Below are 18,050 nucleotides of genomic sequence, written 5' to 3' on the forward strand. Positions count from 1 at the left end.
CGGCAGTCCGGCCGACGGGCGTGGAACCGATCAGAAAAGCTTGAACAGGTTGAAGCCCCCACCCTTCTGGGCCGGCGCCTCCTTGCCGTCGCCGGAGACCGGATCGAGGCCCTCCATGCCCTCCCCCAGCAGATGGGTGGCGGTGGAGCGCCGCTCCAGGCTGAGCCGCCAGGCGGCGCTGCCCTGGTGGCTGCTCAGCAGCAGCGTGTCGCCGTAGGCGGTGAAGGTCACCATCCCCGCCCCCATCGCCGCCATGGCCTGGGCGCTCACCGCGCAGGTGGTGCGCTCCGGGGCCAGCAGCACGCCGCGCTGCACCAGCCGGGCGGCTTCCGGGGCCCGCAGGGCATCCGGCACGCCGCTGTCGGCCATCGGCAGCTCGCTGGAGGTCCACATCACGATGTCGCCCTCCTGGCGACCCATGCCCGTGGCCGTTGCCTGGTAGCCGAGGGCGGTGGGGATGGTCGGCCAGCTCAGCCGCTGGGCGCCGCCGGCCGGGGTGCTCGTCAGCTTCACCGGGGCCAGAAAGTCGTGGCCGCTGCCCACCGGGAAGCGGATCTCCGGGGCGTAGTTGCTTGTCACCACATGGTTCCCCACCAGGGAGGCCTGCGGCGGCACCGCCTGTGCCTCCTCCCCCGACGGCCAGCGGCCGCTGGTGAGGGGCGCGCCGCCAGCGGCGGGGGCGGTGGCCAGACGCCTGAGGCCTTCGAGGGTCTGGCGACGCTGGTCCGGCAACAGCCCCTTCAGGGTGATGATCTCCGGTTGGCCGGCGCCGGCGCTTTCGGCGCAGCCTCGATAGATCAACAGCCGCCCTTTCGGTTCGGGGATGTCCTTGTCCTGCCACTGGCCGGGTTGCCCAGGGCTGTCGTTGCCGCTTCGCAACGGCAGCGCCGTGCCCAACGCCATGGCAGGCGGGATGCGGTGCTCGGCTGAGGGGTTGGCCACCTTGCCGGGCGCCTGCAACCGCAGCTCCAGCTGGCGGCTGGTGCTGTTCATCGCAGGGCGGCCGCTCATCATCATCCGCATGATGTCGGCGCCGCCCATGGCCATCGCCCCCATTCCCGAGCTGGTGACGGCCTCCATCCCGTAGGTGGCCACCGGGGCCGCCGGCGCGGCACCCGCTTTGGGTGTTGCCGCCAGGACCGGCAGGGCCAGGCCGGTGCCGAGCAGGACCAGCAAGGGGCCCGCCGCCTGCCGGATTCTCCGCTGACCTGCACCCATGGCGTTGCCGCTGCCCTCAGGGCGATCAATCTATGGGTCGTTGCCGATGGCCGTCCGTGCCCCCGCTGGAGTCCGCCGCCCCCTCCCCCCTGCAGCGCATCGATCAGGCGCTGTTCGACATCGTGGCGGCCGGCGCCGCCGGCTCGCCGCGCCGGCGCCTTAACCACAACTTCCACGCCCCCACCGATCGGGTGCAGCGCTTCCTGAATGTGCTGCAGCCGGGCACCTATGTGCGGCCCCACCGCCATCGTCGCGAGACCCCCGGCGCCGGTTTCGAATGCTTCCTGGTGCTGCAGGGGGAGGTGGGGCTGCTCCTGCTCGATGGCGCCGGACGGGTGCTGGGCCGGGAGAGGATCAGTGCCCGCGGGCCCCTGTACGGGATTGAGCTGGCCGAAGGGGTGATCCACACCCTGGTGGCCCTGAGCACCGATGCGGTGCTGATGGAGATCAAGCAGGGGCCCTACGAGCCCTCCGCCGACAAGGACTTCCTGTCCGGTTTCCCCCTCGAAGGCACCGAGGCCGCGGCGCTCCAGGAGCAGGCCTGGCGGGCCCTGTTCGACGACCGCAGGGTGGCTGGCGGACCCTGAACGGCCCCGCCTGCGGCCGTCAGGTCAGTTCGGCGCGGCGGCAGAAGCTGCAGTGGCCCCAGCGGGCCATCTCCCCGGCCGGGGCCGGCCGGCCGCAGGCCGGGCAGTCCGCCATCCCATGGACATCGCAGCGGCTGGGATGGACGGCCCACACGTCCGCCTCGCTGTGGCCGCCCGGCGTGCCGGGGGCGCTGGTGTGGTGCTGCTGCACCCGCACGTCCCGAACCGCGAAACCAGCGGCCCGCAGCGCACCCAGCAACTGGTGGCGGTTGTACTGCAGGGCCTGCAGCCACGGCCCTGGCGCCGCACCCACCGTCAGCAGACCCCCCTGCAGCTGCAGGGGGCGGCAATGGGGGGCCAGCTGGGGGCCGGCGATCCGGGGCCATTCCCGCCACAGCCCGGCCAGGTGGCCGTCGCGGCGCCAGTCCTGCTGGAGGCTCTCGAGGCAACTCGAAAGGGCGCTGGCCGGCGGTCGGGGGGGCGGCATCAGCAGCGAGATGTTGCCCACCCGCCGCGTCTGCACCGCCTCGCTGATCCTGCGACGGGAGGGCTCCATGGCTGCACGCTAGGGGTGCGGCAATCCGCTGGCCGCTTGGGAGGCTCCCACGGCCGGTTCTGGCTACTGTCGGTTTCTGCAATAGCCCCGCTTCCATGGGTTTCTTCGATCGGCTCAGCCGCCTCCTGCGCGCCAACCTCAACGACCTGGTGAGCAAGGCGGAGGATCCGGCCAAGATCCTGGATCAGTCCGTGGCGGACATGCAGGCCGACCTGGTGAAACTGCGCCAGGCCGTGGCCACCGCCATCGCCAGCCAGAAGCGGCTGCAGAACCAGGCTGAACAGGCCGAGGCCCAGGCCCGTACCTGGTACGAGCGCGCCGAGCTTGCCCTCAAGAAGGGGGAGGAGGACCTGGCCCGGGAGTCCCTCTCGCGCCGCAAAACCTACACTGACACCGCCACCGCCCTCAACGCCCAGCTCAGCGGCCAGGCCGGCCAGGTCGACACCCTCAAGCGCAGCCTCACCGCCCTCGAGGGGAAGATCGCCGAGGCCAAGACCAAGAAGGACATGCTCAAGGCCCGCGCCCAGGCGGCCCAGGCCCAGGAGCAGCTCCAGAACGCCGTGGGCAGCCTGAACACCAACAGCTCGATGGCCGCCTTCGACCAGATGGAGGAGAAGGTGCTCAACATGGAGGCCCGCAGCCAGGCCGCCGCCGAGCTGGCCGGTGCCGATCTGGAAAGCCAGTTCGCCGCGCTGGAGGGCAGCAACGTCGACGAGGAGCTGGCGGCCCTCAAGAACCGGCTGGAAGGCGGCAAGACCCCCATCTCCCTGCCCATGGAGGGCGGTCCGGCGCCCCAGCTGGAGCCGGTCAAGGTGGCGGAGGTGAATGCCGAACTCGAGGAACTGCGCCAGTCCATCGACAAGCTCTGAATTCATACAATCGGGCCACCGCTGTCCCGACCGCCGTGCCCGCCGACGTCGACTCCCCCGTCCTCGCCCTCACCGATGCCAACTTCCAGGCGACGGTTCTCGAGGCTCAGGGGCCGGTGCTGGTGGACGTCTGGGCGGCCTGGTGCGGCCCCTGCCGGCTGATGGCCCCCCTGATGACCTGGGCCGCCACGGCCTACGCCGAGGCGACCGGCGGAGCCCTCACCGTGGGCAAGCTGGAGGCCGACCCCAACCCCATCAGCCGTGACAGCCTCAAGGTGCAGGGTCTGCCCACCCTGATCCTGTTCCGCGGCGGCCAGGAACTGGCCCGTCACGAAGGTGCCATGGCCCAGTCCCAGCTCAAGGCGTTCCTTGATGCCCATCTCTGAGCGCCTGTCGCGGCTCGGCAGCGGCGTCTTCGCCCGCAACGACCAGCGCAAGGCCGCCTACAGCGCCCGGGCCGCTGGTCGCGGCCCTGATGGCGCTCCCCTGCCGCCGCTGCTGGATCTCTCCCTCGGCTCCACCGACCTGCAGCCGCCCCCGGTGGCCCTCGCGGCCATCGCCGCGGGCCTTGGCCGGCCGGAGAGCGCCTCGTACTGCCTGCACGCCGCCACCCTGCCCTTCCGCGAGGCCGTGGCGGCCTGGGCGCGGCGCCGGTTCGACGTGGCGGTGGATCCGGAAACGGAGGTGCTGCTGCTGGTGGGCTCCCAGGAGGGCACGGCCCATCTGCCGTTGGCGGTGCTCAACCCGGGCGATCCGGCCCTGCTGCTCGACCCCTACTACCCCTCCCACATGGGGGGCCTGCATCTGGCCAGCGCCGAACCGGTGCTGCTGCCCCTCGATCCCGAGGCCGGTTGGCGGCCGGATTTCGACCGGCTCTCCCCGAGCCAGTGGCAGGCCCTCAAGCTGATGGTGCTGGGCTTCCCCCACAACCCCACGGCCACCACCGGCGAGCAGGCCTGGCTGGATGGGGCGGTGGAGCGGGCCCTGCGCCACGACGTGGTGCTGGCCCACGACAACCCCTACGTGGATCTGGCCCTGGACGGGGAAGCCCCCGCCCTGCTGCGCCACCCCGACTGGCGGCGCTGCGGCATCGAATTCTTCTCCTTCTCCAAGAGCTGGTGCCTGGGGGGGTACCGGCTGGCCTTCGCCATCGGCGCCGAGGACCTGATCACCGCCCTGCGCCAGCTCAAGGGGGTGGTGGACTTCAACCAGTCCCTGGCCCTGCAGGCCGGAGCCATCGCCGCCCTGGAGCGGGCCCCCCACTGGCCCGAGCAGCTGCGCGGGGTCTACCGGGAGCGCCGCGACCGCATGGCCGCCGCCCTCGAGGCCCAGGGCTGGCCGGTGCGGCTGCCCTCGATGGCCCTCTATCTGTGGCTGCAGATCCCTGAGGTGGCGCAGGCTCGGGGTCTGGATTCGGAGCGGTTCTGCGCCGCCCTGCTGGAGGGAAGTGGCGTCTGCCTCACCCCTGGCAACGGCTTCGGCCCCGGCGGTGAGGGCTGGCAGCGGCTGGCGCTGGTGCACCCGGCCGCTGACCTGGAGGCAGGGGCGGCCCGCATCGGCGACTGGTTGCATCGGTTTTGATCGGCGCGATCGGGGCCCATCGGCGGGCACTGCCGGACGCTCCTCCGTCTCCACTTGCCTGGCGGCTGCGGGCCCTGCCGGTGTGCGCCAGCACGGAGACGGAGCTCGACCGCTGGCTGGCCGCTGATCCGCGTCTCGCCGGTGCAGGGACCCTGCGGACCCCCCGGGCCGTGATCGCCGGCCGCCAGCGCTTCGGCCGCGGCCAGCAGGGCCGCCCCTGGTGCTCGCCGGCGGGAGGGGTCTGGCTGAGCGCAGCCCTGCCCTGGCCCGCCGCTGCCGAGCTGGCCGCCGCCCCTGGCCTGGCGGTGGCGGTGGGGCTGTGCCTGCGGCTGGAGGCCCGGGGGCTGCCGGTGCGGCTCAAGTGGCCCAACGATCTGCTGCTGGTCACCGCCGATGCGGCCGGCAATGGCGCCACACCGCTGAAGCTGGCGGGCCTGCTGCCCCGTCTGCGGCTGCGGGGGGGAGCCTGCCGCTGGGCCCGCGTCGGGGTGGGGCTCAATGCCGCCAACCGGGTGCCTGCCGGTGCGGTGGCCGTGGCAAAGGTGCTGGGCCCAGGGCACGCCGATCCCTTGCTCTGGTGCGGGGAAGTGCTGGCGGCCCTGGAGTGGGCCATGGCCTGGGCCGGGCGGCCCGAGGAGGTGCGCCGGCAGGCCGAGCGGCGCCTGCTGCTGCCCGCTGGCCCCATCCGCCTCGACGGCGACGACTGGCGTCCGGCCGGGCTGGCGAGCGATGGTGGTCTGCGGTTGGTTCACGGTCCCCGGGAGCGGGTGCTGCAGCGCTGTTTCGGCACCGGTTGAGCACCCCCCTTACAGTATGTTTCGCCTTTTTCTGACATGGCCCCCAAGCCCCTCACCGCCCTGACGGCCCTCACGGCCGGCGCCACGGTCTCCTGGCTGGCCATGCCCCTCGTCCTGGCCCAGGCGGTTCCTGGTGCCGAAGCGCAGGCGCCGCCGGCCCAGGCCCCAGACCCGACCCCGGTGCTGCGCCCTTCGGTGAGGATCGCCGCGCCGGTCACCCGCCCCGAGTTTCAGGCCCCCGTCCAACCCCTGGCGCCGCCGCCACCGGTCAGCGGCGAGGCCGCACCGGCGACGCTGCGACCTGGAACGGCGGAGCGCCGTCCCGAACCGGTTCGTCGCTTCGATGCCTCCCTCGATGCCCTGGTGCGGGAAGGGGTGGTGACCCCCGGCGAACGGGTGCGGGTGCGCGGCTCCCTGCTCTCGCCCCAGGAGGCGGCCACCCGCAGCAAGGCCTGCCGTGCCGGGGCCCTCTCGGTTCAGGAATGCAACAGCGGCGTGATCATCATCGGCCGTGGCCGCAAGGATGGCCTCTCGGACGGCCTGGGCGAGGGTGATCTGGTGGCCGGGGGGCGCGGCGACGGCTTCGGCGGTTTCGGCTTCGACGTCTCCCCCCTGCCGCCGATCACCGTCCCCGTCAGTGCCCTGCTCACCGGTGCCGGCGGCAGCTTCCGGCTCACCGACGTGTTCCGGGTCACCCCCCGTCCCGCCCCGATCGGTGGCAACGGCAACCTGCGGCTGCTCTTCCCCCTGATCGGCTCAGCGGTCACCACCAGCGGCTTCGGCTGGCGTCTGCATCCAGTCATCGGCAGCTGGCTGATGCACGCCGGCCGTGATCTGGCGGCCCCCGAGGGCACCCCGGTGGTGGCGGCCCTCTCCGGCCGTGTCGTCAGCAGCGGCCTGGCCGGCGGCTATGGCCTGGCGGTGGAGCTGGAGCACGACCGCCCCCGCCGCCGCACCCTCTACGGGCACCTGTCCGAGCTCTATGTCAAGGATGGCGAGATGGTGCGCCAGGGTGAGGTGATCGGCCGGGTGGGCAGCACGGGCCTGAGCACCGGACCCCACCTCCACTTCGAACTGCGCCTGCCCCAGGATGGTGGCTGGGTCGCCACCGACCCGGGCGATCTCGACCCCGGCGGCAGCCTGTTCGCCGGCCTGCCCGGCCCGGATGGCCGGGGTGGCACCGACGCGGTGGCCCTGCTGATGGGCCAGCTCATCGCCACCCTGGAGCGGCCCCGCTCGCCCCTGCCCCTGCCAGGTGAACGGCTGCCCGTGCCCCCGGGCAGAGGGCAGCTCAGCCGCTGATGCGGCCGTCCCGGAAGTGCACCACCCGATCGGCCCGGGCACCGACCTCGTTTTCGTGGGTCACCAGCAGGATCGTGATGCCCTGGGCATTGAGATCACCGAAGAGGCTGAGTACCTCCTCCGTGGTGTGGGAGTCAAGGGCCCCGGTGGGCTCGTCGGCCAGGAGCATGGCCGGGTCGTTGATGATCGCCCGGGCCAGGGCCACCCGCTGCTGCTGGCCGCCGGAGAGCTGATTGGGCTTGTTCTCCAGCCGGTTGGAGAGACCCACCCGATCCAGGGCCGCCAGGGCCCGCCGGCGACGCTCCTCCTTGGGGATGCGGGCATAGATCATCGGCAGCATCACGTTGTCGATGGCACTCAGCTGCGGCAGCAGGTGGAACTGCTGGAACACGAACCCCAGCTGCTGGTTGCGCAGGTCAGCCAGCGCATCGTCGTCGAGGCTGTCGACATCGGTGCCGTTCAACCGGTAGCTGCCGGAGCTGGGCCGGTCGAGGCAGCCGAGGATGTTCATGGCCGTGCTCTTGCCGGAGCCGCTGGCCCCCATGACCGCCAGGTAGTCGCCCTGCTGGACCGTCAGGGACAGGTCGTCGAGGGCACGCACCTCGGTGTCGCCGCTGCCGTAGACCTTCGACACGTGGACCAGCTCGGCCACCGGTGGGTTGGGGAGATCCATGGCCGCAACGCTAGGAACTCAGCCCAGGGGAGCGATGGCCGCCGCGGCGATGGCCTGCTGCAGGATCGGGGTGCCGGCCACGGTGGAGCTGGCCCAGTCGAACAGGGGGCTGGAGAGCACACCGCCCACGGCGGTGATCACCACGCAGCCCACCAGGGCCGCCCGCAGGGGCTGCATGCCCGCCAGGTTCCAGGTGATCGCGGGGTAGGCCTTGACCACATCAGAGGCCTCCTGGGGCTCTTTGACCACCATCATCTTGATCACCGAGATGTAGTAGTAGATCGACACCACGGAGGTGACCAGACCCACCACCACCAGCAGGTACTGGTGGTCGGCCCAGCCGGCGAAGAAGAGATAGATCTTGCCGAAGAAGCCCAGCATCGGCGGGATGCCGCCGAGGGAGAGCAGGCACAGGCTCAGGCCCAGGGTGATCAGGGGATCTTTCTGGTAAAGCCCGGCGTAGTCAGCGATGCGGTCGCTGCCGGTGCGCAGAGAGAACAGGATGATGCAGGCGAAGGCGCCCAGGTTCATGAACAGATAGGCCGCCATGTAGAGCACCATCGCCGAGAAGCCGTCCTCGGTGCCGCACACCAGGCCGATCATCACGAAGCCGGCCTGGCCGATGGAGCTGTAGGCCAGCATCCGCTTCATGGAGGTCTGGGCCAGGGCCACCACATTGCCTAGCACCATGCTCAGCACGGCCAGCACAGTGAACAGGAACTTCCACTGGGCATCGAAGCTTTCGAAACAGCCCACCAGCAGCCGCACCGCCAGGGCGAAGCCGGCGGCCTTGGAGCCCACCGACAGAAAAGCGACCACCGGGGTGGGGGAACCCTCATAGACGTCGGGGGTCCATTGGTGGAAAGGCACGGCGGCGATCTTGAACGCCACCGTGGCCAGCACGAACACCAGGGCCAGGGCCGTGATCGGCGAAGCGCTGGTCTGGAGGGCCAACCCGATGGTGGCCAGGCTGGTGGCACCGCCGCTGAGCCCGTAGAGCAGGGAGGCGCCGTAGAGGAACACCGCCGCGGCGGCCGATCCCACCAGCAGGTACTTCAGGGCCGCCTCGGAACTGCGGGCATCCCGCTTCATGTATCCCGCCAGCAGATAGCTGGCCACCGAAAGGGTTTCCAGGGAAATGAAGATGCTCACCAGGTCGGTGGAGCCGCACAGGAACATGGCCCCGAGGGTGGCGGCCAGCAGGATCGCGGCGTATTCGCCCATCGGTGTGCCGCTGCGCTCCACGTAGCGCCAGCTCAGCAGCAGGGAGATCAAGGTGGAGGCGGCCACCACCGCCCGGAAGGCAATCGCCAGGTTGTCGGCCAGGAAGGACCCCAGGAACGACGGCTCCAGGGGACTGTTCCACTGCAGGGCCAGCAGCACCAGCGAGGCCCCCAGGCCGCCATAACAGATGGGGGGCACCCAGCGGCTGGCGGCTTTCTCACCGGCCAGGTCGACCACGAGGCAGACCACCAGGGTCAGCAGGACGGCCACTTCCGGGGCGATCGCCCCGGCATTCAGCTGCAGGGCCAGCGCGCCGGTGCCCAGACCCGAGGCAATCGCCTCGGCGGCGGAAGCGGCCGTGGTGACGGAGCTCGCTGCTGCCAGAAACAGGTCTGCCACAGGGTTCGGGGAGGCACGCGATGTGCCGGACTGTAGCCGCCATCTGGGGGGGCGGTCTGGTGCCCCGATACCCGCCGGGTCCGCCGATGCGATAAAGAAGGAAGCGGTATCGCGCCTTCCCGTGGCCCACACCCTGGTCATCGTCGAGAGCCCCACCAAGGCCCGCACCATCCGGGCGTTCCTGCCCAAGACCTTCCGGGTGGAGGCGTCGATGGGCCATGTGCGCGATCTGCCCAACAACGCCAGCGAAATTCCCGCCGCCCACAAGGGGGAGAAGTGGGCCAACCTCGGCGTCAACACCGCCAACGCCTTCGAGCCCCTCTACGTGGTGCCGAAGGACAAGAAAAAGGTGGTGAAGGAGCTCAAGGACGCCCTCAAGGATGCCGACCAGCTGCTGCTGGCGACGGACGAGGACCGGGAAGGGGAGAGCATCAGCTGGCACCTGCTGCAGTTGCTGGGGCCGAAGGTGCCGGTGAAGCGGATGGTGTTCCACGAGATCACCAAGGAGGCGATCGGCCGCGCCCTCAACCAGACCCGCGACCTCGACATGGAGCTGGTCCATGCCCAGGAGACCCGCCGCATCCTCGATCGCCTGGTGGGTTACACCCTCTCGCCCCTGCTCTGGAAGAAGGTGGCCTGGGGCCTGTCCGCCGGCCGGGTCCAGTCGGTGGCGGTGCGGCTGCTGGTGCAGCGCGAGCGGGCCCGCCGCGCCTTCCGCAGCGGCAGCTACTGGGATCTCAAGGCCGGTCTCGAGCAGGCCGCTGTTCCCTTTGAAGCCAAGCTCACCCACCTGGGGGCCGAGCGCATCGCCGGCGGCTCCGATTTCGACGAGACCACCGGTGGCCTCAAGCCCGGCAGCAAGGTGAAGCTGCTCAGCGAGACCGAGGCCGGTGCCCTCAAGGCCGCCGTGGAACGCTCCCCCTGGCGGGTGTCGGCGGTGGAGGAGAAGCCCACGGTGCGGCGGCCCGTGCCCCCCTTCACCACCAGCACCCTGCAGCAGGAGTCCAACCGCAAGCTGCGCCTCTCGGCCCGCGACACCATGCGCACGGCCCAGGCCCTCTACGAGCGGGGTTTCATCACCTACATGCGCACCGACTCGGTGCACCTCTCCGACCAGGCCCTGACGGCGGCGCGCAACTGCGTCGGCGCGATGTACGGCAAGGACTTTCTCAGTCCGGAGCCGCGCCAGTTCAGCACCAAGGCCCGCAATGCCCAGGAGGCCCACGAGGCGATCCGGCCCGCCGGCGAGAGCTTCCGCACGCCCAAGGACTCCGGCCTCGACGGCCGCGACCTGGCCCTCTACGAACTGATCTGGAAGCGCACCGTGGCCAGTCAGATGGCCGATGCCCGGCTCACCCTGCTGGCGGTCGACATCGAGGCGGCGGGCGCCACCTTCCGGGCCAGCGGCAAGCGCATCGACTTTGCCGGTTTCTTTCGCGCCTATGTGGAGGGCAGCGACGACCCCGATGCGGCCCTGGAGGGCCAGGAGGTGCTTCTGCCCTCGCTCGCCGTCGGCGACGCGCCCCTCTGCCGGGGGGTGGAGGCCCTCGGCCACCAGACCCAGCCCCCCGCCCGCTACAGCGAGGCGGCCCTGGTCAAGACCCTGGAGAAGGAGGGCATCGGTCGGCCATCCACCTACGCCAGCATCATCGGCACCATCGTCGACCGGGGTTACGCCACCCTGCAGAACAACTCCCTCACCCCCAGCTTCACGGCCTTCGCGGTGACGGCCCTGCTGGAGGAGCACTTCCCCGACCTGGTGGACACGGCCTTCACCTCGAAGATGGAGCACACCCTCGACGAGATCTCCACGGGCAAGGTGTCCTGGCTGCCCTACCTGGAGGGCTTCTACAAGGGCGAGAAGGGCCTGGAGACCCAGGTGCAGCAACGGGAGGGCGACATCGACCCCGGCATCTCCCGCACGGTGGTGCTGGAGGGTCTGCCCTGCGTGGTGCGCATCGGCCGATTCGGCGCCTACCTCGAAACCAAACGGGTGGCCGAGGACGGCAGCGAGGAGCTGCTCAAGGCCACCCTGCCCCAGGAGATCACCCCGGCCGATCTCGATGCCGAGAAGGCCGAGCTGCTGCTGCGTCAGAAGGCCGAAGGTCCCGAGTCGCTCGGGGAGGACCCCGAGAGCGGCGAGCAGGTCTATCTGCTGTTCGGCCAGTACGGCCCCTACGTGCAGCGCGGCCAGGTGAGCGAGGACGTGCCCAAACCCAAGCGCGCCTCCCTGCCCAAGGGGGTCAAGCCCGAGGACCTCAGCTTGGAGGATGCCCTGGGGCTGCTGCGGCTGCCCCGCCTCCTGGGTGAGCACCCCGACGGCGGCAAGGTGCAGGCCGGCCTGGGGCGTTTCGGCCCCTACGTGGTCCACGACAAGGGCAAGGGGGAGAAGGACTACCGCTCCCTCAAAGCTGAGGACGACGTGCTCGCGGTGGGCCTCGACCGGGCCCTGGAGCTGCTGGCCATGCCCAAGAAGGGCCGCGGCGGCCGCACGGCCCTGAAGGATCTCGGCGTGCCCGAGGGCTCCGAGGAGGCCATCCAGCTGTTCGACGGTCCCTACGGGCTTTACGTCAAGCAGGGCAAGGTGAATGCCTCCCTGCCGGAGGGCACCACCGCTGACACCATCTCCCTGGAGCAGGCGGTGGAGTTGCTGGCCGCCAAGGCTGCCACCAGCAAGAGTGCCGCCAGGGCCCGCAGCGCCACCAGGGCTGCCGCCAAGCCCGCTTCCAAGGCCACCGCCAAGGCGACGGCCGCCAAGAAGTCGACCCCCAAGCCAGCCGCTGCCAAGAAGCCACCCGCCACCACCAAGTCCGGTCGCCTGCGGGCCAGCGCCGTGCGGGTGATCAAACCCGCGGGCGGCTGATGACACCGCCCCGCCCCTCCCTTCCGCTGGCGGGAACCCTGCTGACGCTGCCCCTGCTGCTCGCGGCCTGCGGTGGCACGACCTTCGGCGACGCCCTGTCGCGCAGCTTTTCCCGTGCCCCGGCCGCCCCGGCCTCACCCCCGGCCCGCGCGCCCGGGACGGCCGCCCCTGCCACCCCAGCGCCGTCCCCGGCCGCCCCGGCCCGCCCTGCGGAACCCATCGCCCGCCCTGCGGCCCCGGCCGCCCCGGTGACCCCCGTGGCACCGGCGGTCCGGCCCGCCCCCTACCGCGTCACCATCCGGCTGCCCCTGGCGGATCCCTCGGCCCCGGCCGAGGTGGTCACCAAGGCGCTGCGGGCCGCCGGGGTGCCGTTCGAGGTGGAGACGATCGAGCGCATGCCGGCGGCCGGCAGCCCGGCCACGGAGACCCCCGCCCCGGCCCCCGGCAGTGCCGCCCCCGCCACCGGCAGCGCGGCCTCCGCCTCCCGTCCGGCGCCAGCGCCGCGCTGAGCCGATGACCCCTCCCTCCCGGCGGCAGCTCAGCCCTCGCCAGGCGCGCCAGCTGATGGACACCGCCTACCTGGCTGCCTCCACGGCCCTGCTTTGGGTAGCGCTCTACTACCTGCCGGTGGGCAGCCCCCTGTTCCGCCTCGCCCTGCCCCTGCCCCTGGCCCTGCTGCAGCTGCGCCACGGCTGGCGCTGCGCCCTGGAGGGGGTGGTGGTGACGGCCCTGCTGCTGGTGGCCCTGATGGGGCCGATCCGGGGCCCCCTGGTGCTGTTCCCCTATGGCCTGCTCTCCCTCTGGCTGGGCTGGGGCTGGCGCCGCCGCAGCAGCTGGTGGCTCACCCTGGGGGTGGGCAGCCTGATCGGTGCCGGCGGTTTCCTGGTGCGGGTGGCGGTGCTCTCGGTGCTGGTCGGGGAGAACCTCTGGGTGGTGATCACCACCGCCGCCGCCAACCTGCTCGACCGCCTGGCTGGGGTGGTGGGCCTGGCCGGTGGCTTCGACCTGGCGCAGGTGCAGGTCGCGGCCCTGCTGCTGGTGCTGCTGCAGAACCTGATCGTGGTGCTGGCCCTGCATGCCGTGGCCTACTGGATCTTTCCAAGGCTCGACCTGCCGATCAGCGAACCGCCGCCCGCCCTGCGCGGTCTGGTGGCCCTCGACCCCCTTTGAGCCAGCTGCGGCGGATCTGCGGTTCCGCGGCCGCCGCAGACCGCTGGTGCGGGCCCTGGCGGCAGGGTTGGCGCCACAGCGAGGTGCTGGTGCTGCTGGCGGCCACCGACACCGCTGCCGTTCCCGGCATTTCCGCCGCCGGTGCCACCCCCAGCTCCCGGCTCCGCACGGCGGCGGCCGATGCCGAGCTGCTGCTGCTCGGCCCGGCCCGTGAGCGGCCCCATGCCCTTCCGCCCCTGCCCGCCGGGGTGTCCCCCGCCCTGATCAGCCATGTGGTGCTGCGGGAGCTGGCCCTGGCCCCCCTGGTGGTCGACCTGGGCTGCCCGGTGGCCCCGGCGGTGGCCCACCTGCGGCTGCCGGGGCTGGCCGGGGACGGCCCGGCCCGCTGCCTCAGTGGCGGCCAGGCCCTCGATCTGGCCCGGTTGGAGGCCCTGCTGGCCCTGGGCCGGCGCTGGGGGGAGCGCCTGCCACCGGGGCGCCCCCTGTTGCTGGCGGAATGCGTGCCCGGGGGCACCAGCACCGCCCTGGCCGTGCTGGTGGGGCTGGGGGTGGCGGCCCACGGGCTGGTGAGCGGCAGCCTGCGCCACCCCGACCATGGCCGCAAGACGGCGCTGGTGGAGCAGGGGCTGCGGGCGGCGGGCCTCTCCGGCACCGCGGCAGGGGATGGGGCCGCTGCGGTGCGGGTGGCCGCTGCCCTCGGGGATCCGATGCAGCCCCTGGCTGCCGCCATCGTGTTGGCCGCCGCCGCCGCTGGCCGACCCGTGCTGCTGGCGGGCGGCAGCCAGATGGCGGCGGAGCTGGCCCTGGCCCTGGCCCTGGCGCCCCCCTCCCTGCGCCCGGCGGTCGCCGCCGGCAGCGCCCTGGGCACCACCGCCTGGGTGGCCGACGAGGCGGGCAGCGACCTGGCCCTGCTGCTGCGCCGCATCGGTGAGCGCTGGGGCGTGGAGCCCCTGGCCTTCGCGGCCGACCTGCGCTTCCCCGATCCCTGCCATCCGGCCCTGGCGGCCTACGAGCGGGGCTACGTCAAGGAGGGGGTGGGGGCGGGGGGGCTGGCCCTGCTGTGGCAGCTCAGCGGCCGCCCAGGCCCGGCCCTGGCCCGCCTCTGCGACCAGGCCTGCGCCACGCTGCTGGGGCCGCCGCCGCCTACGGTCCGCTGAATGGGTGCCCCCTTCCCGCCACCGCCTTCCCCGGGCCTCAGCCGCCGCACCCTGCTGCGCCTCGGTGCCGCCTCCGCCCTCACCCTGCTGGCCGGTTGCGACCGCCAGGAGCCGCTGCTGCTGGGCAGTCGGGGCGATCTGCCCGCCGCCTGGGTTCGCCGCCTGCCCAAGCCCTGGCGCAGCCAGCTCCTGGAGGATCCCGCCCAGGTGCTGGCCCGGGCGGCCGCTCCCCTGACGGGTCTGCTGCAGCTCAGTGATGGCTGGGCCGGCGAGCTGACGCCCGCCGACCTGCAGCCCATCGGCACGCCAGCCCTGATCGAGCGTCTCGCGCCGATGGCGGCGCCGCTGGCCCGCCTCCATGGCCCGCCCGGCGCCGGTCCCCTGGCCTTCCCCTGGTCCTACGGCCCCTGGGTGCTGGTGCTGCGCAGTCGGCCGGACCTGGCCCGGCGCCGGGCCGAGGGCTGGGATCTGCTGCTCGACCCCAGCCTGGCCGGCCGGCTGGTGCTGCCCTCCTCCCCCCGGGTGACGATCGCCTTGGTGGGGGAGGACCCGGAACGGCTGCGGCGACTGCGGCGCTCAGCCCTGGCCTACGACGAGCGTGACGGCCTGAGCCTGCTGCTCACCGGTGAGGCCGAGGCCGTCGTGCTGCCCCGCCAGCGGGTGGTGGGCCTGCTGCGCCGCGATCCCCGGCTGCAGGTTCTGCTGCCCGAGGGCGGCTCTCCCCTGAGCTGGAACCTGTTGCTGCGGCCGGCCGGTCCCCATCCGGAGCCGCCCCTGGACTGGCTGGGGGAGGCCCTGGAGCCCCCCCTGCTGCCGGCCCTTCTGGCGGGGGGCTGGGTGCCGCCCCTGCCCAGAGACCAGTTGCAGCGGGCCCTGGCGGACTTCCCGCCGGCGATCGCCGCCCTGCTGCTGCCCCCCCAGACGGTGCTGGAGCGCTGTGTCAGCTTGCCGCCCCTCGCCGCCGCCGATCGCCGCCGGCTGCAGCAGCTGTGGGATGGCGCCGCCCCCGTTGCCGCCGCCTAGCCCCACAGACGGCGGCGTGGCGCGGCCGCCAACCGCCGGTGGGTGTCCGCCAGGAGATCGGGAATGGGCAACTGCAGCGGGCAGCGGGGCAGGCAGGCGCCGCAGCGGCCGCAGGCGGAGGCATCCACCTGCTCCCACCAGTGGCCGGCCCGGCCGATGAGGTTGTAGCGCTCGCTCGCAAACGGCTCCATGCCATGGCCCACCGCCAGGTTGCGCAGCCGCAGCAGGGCGGGGATCGGAACGGCGTTGGGGCAGGGCAGGCACTGGCGGCACTGGCCGCAGCGGTCGGCCCCGAGCCGCCCCCTGCCGGCCGCCTCCAGGCGGGCCAGCGCCGCCGCGAGCGCCTGGTGTTCGTCGTCGCTGGGGACAGCGTCGACGGCGCCCAGGCGAACGGCCCAGGCCAGGTCCTGGGGCTGGGCGGCCCCCAGGGTGAGGGTGCTGATCCCCTCGGCCAGCAGGAAGCGGTAGGCGAGTTCCAGGGGGGCGAAGGGGGCGCAGTCGTCCACGAGCTCGGGCGAGGGGGCATACAGACGGCCGCCCTTGTCGGCCGGGGAGATGGCCATCACGCCGATCCCTGCCGCCAGGGCCTGGCGGGCCAGGGGCAGCCGTTCCTGGTCGAACAGATGCAGGTGCAGGCTGCAGAAGCTGAAGCGGCCACTGCCCAGGGCCGCGTCGATCAGGGCCGTGTCGCCGTGGCTGCTGAAGCCCACCTGGCCCACCAGCCCCTCTCCCGTGGCCCAGGCCAGCAGCTCCGCTCCTGGCCCCGCCAGGGCCCAGGCCAGATGGTCCGGCCGGTTGAGGCCATGCACCGCCAGGTTGTCGAGCCGTTTGATCCCCAGCCGTTTCAGGCAGGCCCGCAGCTGGCTGCGGCCTTCCTCCTGGTCCGGGCCGGGCAACAGCTTGCTGGTGAGCACCAGGGCGGCGTGGCCGGCAGGATCGCGCTCCTTCATCCGCTGGAGGCCCCGCCCCAGGAAGGCCTCGGCCGGGCCATAGGCGGGGGCGGTTTCGATGTGGTTGATTCCGGCCGCCAGGGCCGCCACCAGAACGGCGTCCATGGCCTCCGGGGAGTCCAGGGCGCGCATCGTGCCGAGGGTGAACGCTGACACCGGCCTGCCGCGTCCGAACGGTCGCCGTGCCGCCGGCGGCGGCGCCTGGGGGTCAGGCGCCAGGGCCGCCACCCTCGGGGGCTTCCTCCGGGCCGAGATCGGGCTCGACGACCGTTCGGCCGATGTGGCGGATCAGGTCGGCCGGGCTGGTGCGGTCGAGGAAGCGGCGGAAATCCTCCTGGTCTTCGGCATCGGCCTCCGCATCCACCGGGATCGAGGCATCGGCCACCACCTCCTCCAGCATCCAGATGCCGCTGTCGGTGCGCAGGGCCAGGGCAATGGCGTCGCTGGGCCGGGCGTCCAGCTCGACGGGCTGGTCGGTGCCGTCCTGCAGCTTGAGCACGGCCCGGAAGGTGTTGTCCTCGATCGTGTGGATGATCACCCGCTCCAGTTGCAGGCCGCCCGCCTCGAGCAGATTGGCCATCAGGTCGTGGCTCAGGGGACGGGGAGGCCGTTCCCTGTTCAGGCCCGAAAGGATGTTCTGCGCCTGGGCCTGATCGATCCAGATCGGCACCTGCCTGCGGCCGGCAGGGTCCCGCAGCAGGACGATCGGGCTTCGGCTGGCCGCATCCAGGGCAATCCCGGTGACACACATTTCAACCATGGTCGGGCCCGCTCCTCGCACGTGATGGTCCCCGTGGAACGATTATGGCCAGTGCTGCCGCCTCAGGGGATGTTCACCGGACTGGTGCAGGCCATCGGCAGGCTGGAGCGGAGTCCGGCCGGTGTGCGGGTGCGCACCGATCTCGGCCCCCTGGCCCTGGGGGACAGCGTTGCCGTCGATGGGGTCTGCCTCACGGTGGCCGAGCTGTACGACGATGGTTTCCGGGCCGATGTCAGCGAGGAAACCCTGGGCCGCAGCACCCTCTCCGAGCGGGCCGCCGGTGGCGGCCGGGTGAACCTGGAGCCGGCCCTGCGCCTGGTCGACCGCCTTGGCGGCCACCTGGTCAGTGGACACGTCGACGGCCTCGGGGAGATCACCGCCATCCAGCGGCAGCCGGACGCCTGGCGGCTGGAGGTGGCCTGGCAGGATCCCGCCTACGGCCGGTACGTGTGCGAGAAGGCGAGCGTGGCCCTGGATGGCATCAGCCTGACGGTGGCTGGCTGCGTGGCCGACGGCAGCCGCTTCTGGATCGCCGTGATTCCCACCACCTGGAACGGCACCACCCTGGCGGCACGTCGGGTGGGGGAGATGGTCAACCTGGAGGCCGATCTGCTGGCCAAGTACACCGAGCGGCTGCTGCGGCCGACCGGGATGGCGCCCCCGGAGGCCACGCTTTCCTCCGCCTGGCTGGCCGAACACGGCTGGGGGTAGCCCGGTGGATGCTGCGAGTCATCAACGCTCGTGGTCAGTGGCGGGCTCCCTTGTCACGCTGACGCCAGCGCCAACGGCACCGATGCTCACCCCCGAAGCCCCGTCCTCCCGCCAGGCCATGGGGGCAGCCCTGCGCGCGTTCACCCTGGCGGAGGGGGGGATGCTCCTGGTGCTGGGGGTGCTGGCCCTCGTTTTTCCCGTTCTGGCCTC

General features: G+C 72.3%; 18 protein-coding genes. 12 read left to right on the plus strand and 6 right to left on the minus strand.

Annotation, left to right across the window (positions count from 1 at the left end; all coding sequences use genetic code 11):
- Positions 1-30: 30 nt before the first annotated feature.
- On the minus strand, positions 31-1,218 hold the full coding sequence (locus tag KBZ04_RS00850) for a hypothetical protein (RefSeq protein WP_254990023.1): 1,188 nt from the start codon (positions 1,216-1,218) through the stop codon (positions 31-33).
- Positions 1,219-1,283: 65 nt separating this feature from the next.
- Between KBZ04_RS00850 and KBZ04_RS00855 the strand changes: the two genes are divergently transcribed.
- Positions 1,284-1,805, plus strand: coding sequence for a WbuC family cupin fold metalloprotein (locus tag KBZ04_RS00855; RefSeq protein ID WP_254990039.1), 522 nt, complete (start codon positions 1,284-1,286; stop codon positions 1,803-1,805).
- 19 nt (positions 1,806-1,824) lie between these two features.
- Here the strand turns inward: KBZ04_RS00855 and KBZ04_RS00860 are convergent, their stop codons facing one another.
- Complete coding sequence (locus tag KBZ04_RS00860; RefSeq protein ID WP_254990024.1) at positions 1,825-2,361, minus strand: DUF721 domain-containing protein; 537 nt, start codon at positions 2,359-2,361, stop codon at positions 1,825-1,827.
- A 95-nt stretch (positions 2,362-2,456) separates the two neighbouring features.
- Between KBZ04_RS00860 and KBZ04_RS00865 the strand changes: the two genes are divergently transcribed.
- The 5 genes from KBZ04_RS00865 (at position 2,457) to KBZ04_RS00885 (ending at position 6,910) form a co-directional block, all read left to right on the plus strand.
- On the plus strand, positions 2,457-3,230 hold the full coding sequence (locus tag KBZ04_RS00865) for a PspA/IM30 family protein (RefSeq protein WP_254990025.1): 774 nt from the start codon (positions 2,457-2,459) through the stop codon (positions 3,228-3,230).
- A gap of 35 nt (positions 3,231-3,265) precedes the next feature.
- Positions 3,266-3,616, plus strand: coding sequence for a thioredoxin family protein (locus KBZ04_RS00870; RefSeq protein WP_254990026.1), 351 nt, complete (start codon positions 3,266-3,268; stop codon positions 3,614-3,616).
- Complete coding sequence (locus KBZ04_RS00875) at positions 3,603-4,811, plus strand: aminotransferase class I/II-fold pyridoxal phosphate-dependent enzyme (protein ID WP_254990027.1); 1,209 nt, start codon at positions 3,603-3,605, stop codon at positions 4,809-4,811. The genes KBZ04_RS00870 and KBZ04_RS00875 overlap by 14 nt, the downstream gene beginning before the upstream one ends.
- A gap of 80 nt (positions 4,812-4,891) precedes the next feature.
- Positions 4,892-5,608, plus strand: a complete 717-nt coding sequence (locus KBZ04_RS00880) for a biotin--[acetyl-CoA-carboxylase] ligase (RefSeq protein WP_254990028.1) — start codon at positions 4,892-4,894, stop codon at positions 5,606-5,608.
- A 36-nt stretch (positions 5,609-5,644) separates the two neighbouring features.
- The gene (locus tag KBZ04_RS00885; protein WP_254990029.1) at positions 5,645-6,910 is read left to right on the plus strand and encodes a M23 family metallopeptidase; all 1,266 of its coding nucleotides are present in this window, start codon (positions 5,645-5,647) and stop codon (positions 6,908-6,910) included.
- Here the strand turns inward: KBZ04_RS00885 and KBZ04_RS00890 are convergent.
- Together KBZ04_RS00890 and KBZ04_RS00895 are read right to left on the minus strand one after the other, a co-directional pair.
- Positions 6,900-7,583: an ABC transporter ATP-binding protein gene (locus tag KBZ04_RS00890; RefSeq protein WP_254990030.1), complete on the minus strand. Its 684-nt coding sequence runs from the start codon at positions 7,581-7,583 to the stop codon at positions 6,900-6,902. The genes KBZ04_RS00885 and KBZ04_RS00890 overlap by 11 nt on opposite strands.
- Positions 7,584-7,601: 18 nt before the next feature.
- Entirely contained in the window at positions 7,602-9,143 is a 1,542-nt protein-coding gene (locus KBZ04_RS00895; protein WP_254990040.1) for an NAD(P)H-quinone oxidoreductase subunit N, read from the minus strand.
- 184 nt (positions 9,144-9,327) lie between these two features.
- Between KBZ04_RS00895 and topA the strand changes: the two genes are divergently transcribed.
- Genes topA through KBZ04_RS00920 form a run of 5 tightly spaced genes read left to right on the plus strand, consistent with a single transcriptional unit; the run spans position 9,328 to position 15,419 of the window.
- Entirely contained in the window at positions 9,328-12,069 is a 2,742-nt protein-coding gene (gene topA, locus KBZ04_RS00900) for a type I DNA topoisomerase (RefSeq protein WP_254990031.1), read from the plus strand.
- The gene (locus tag KBZ04_RS00905; RefSeq protein WP_254990032.1) at positions 12,069-12,578 is read left to right on the plus strand and encodes a hypothetical protein; all 510 of its coding nucleotides are present in this window, start codon (positions 12,069-12,071) and stop codon (positions 12,576-12,578) included. Before topA ends, KBZ04_RS00905 begins: the two co-directional genes overlap by 1 nt.
- 4 nt (positions 12,579-12,582) lie before the next feature.
- Entirely contained in the window at positions 12,583-13,239 is a 657-nt protein-coding gene (locus tag KBZ04_RS00910) for a DUF2232 domain-containing protein (protein WP_254990033.1), read from the plus strand.
- Complete coding sequence (locus tag KBZ04_RS00915; RefSeq protein WP_254990034.1) at positions 13,236-14,396, plus strand: NaMN--DMB phosphoribosyltransferase; 1,161 nt, start codon at positions 13,236-13,238, stop codon at positions 14,394-14,396. The genes KBZ04_RS00910 and KBZ04_RS00915 overlap by 4 nt, the downstream gene beginning before the upstream one ends.
- Entirely contained in the window at positions 14,397-15,419 is a 1,023-nt protein-coding gene (locus KBZ04_RS00920; protein ID WP_254990035.1) for a twin-arginine translocation pathway signal, read from the plus strand. It abuts the gene before it with no gap.
- Here the strand turns inward: KBZ04_RS00920 and KBZ04_RS00925 are convergent.
- Positions 15,416-16,501, minus strand: a complete 1,086-nt coding sequence (locus KBZ04_RS00925) for an aldo/keto reductase (protein WP_254990041.1) — start codon at positions 16,499-16,501, stop codon at positions 15,416-15,418. The genes KBZ04_RS00920 and KBZ04_RS00925 overlap by 4 nt on opposite strands.
- A gap of 76 nt (positions 16,502-16,577) precedes the next feature.
- Positions 16,578-17,129, minus strand: coding sequence for a bifunctional nuclease family protein (locus KBZ04_RS00930; RefSeq protein WP_254990036.1), 552 nt, complete (start codon positions 17,127-17,129; stop codon positions 16,578-16,580).
- 69 nt (positions 17,130-17,198) lie between these two features.
- Here KBZ04_RS00930 and KBZ04_RS00935 point away from each other — a divergent pair, with 69 nt between their 5' ends.
- Positions 17,199-17,840, plus strand: a complete 642-nt coding sequence (locus KBZ04_RS00935) for a riboflavin synthase (protein ID WP_254990037.1) — start codon at positions 17,199-17,201, stop codon at positions 17,838-17,840.
- Positions 17,841-18,050: the final 210 nt, after the last annotated feature.

Origin of the sequence: Cyanobium sp. N5-Cardenillas, from assembly GCF_024345515.1 — a bacterium.
Taxonomy (GTDB): Bacteria; Cyanobacteriota; Cyanobacteriia; order PCC-6307; family Cyanobiaceae; genus Cyanobium.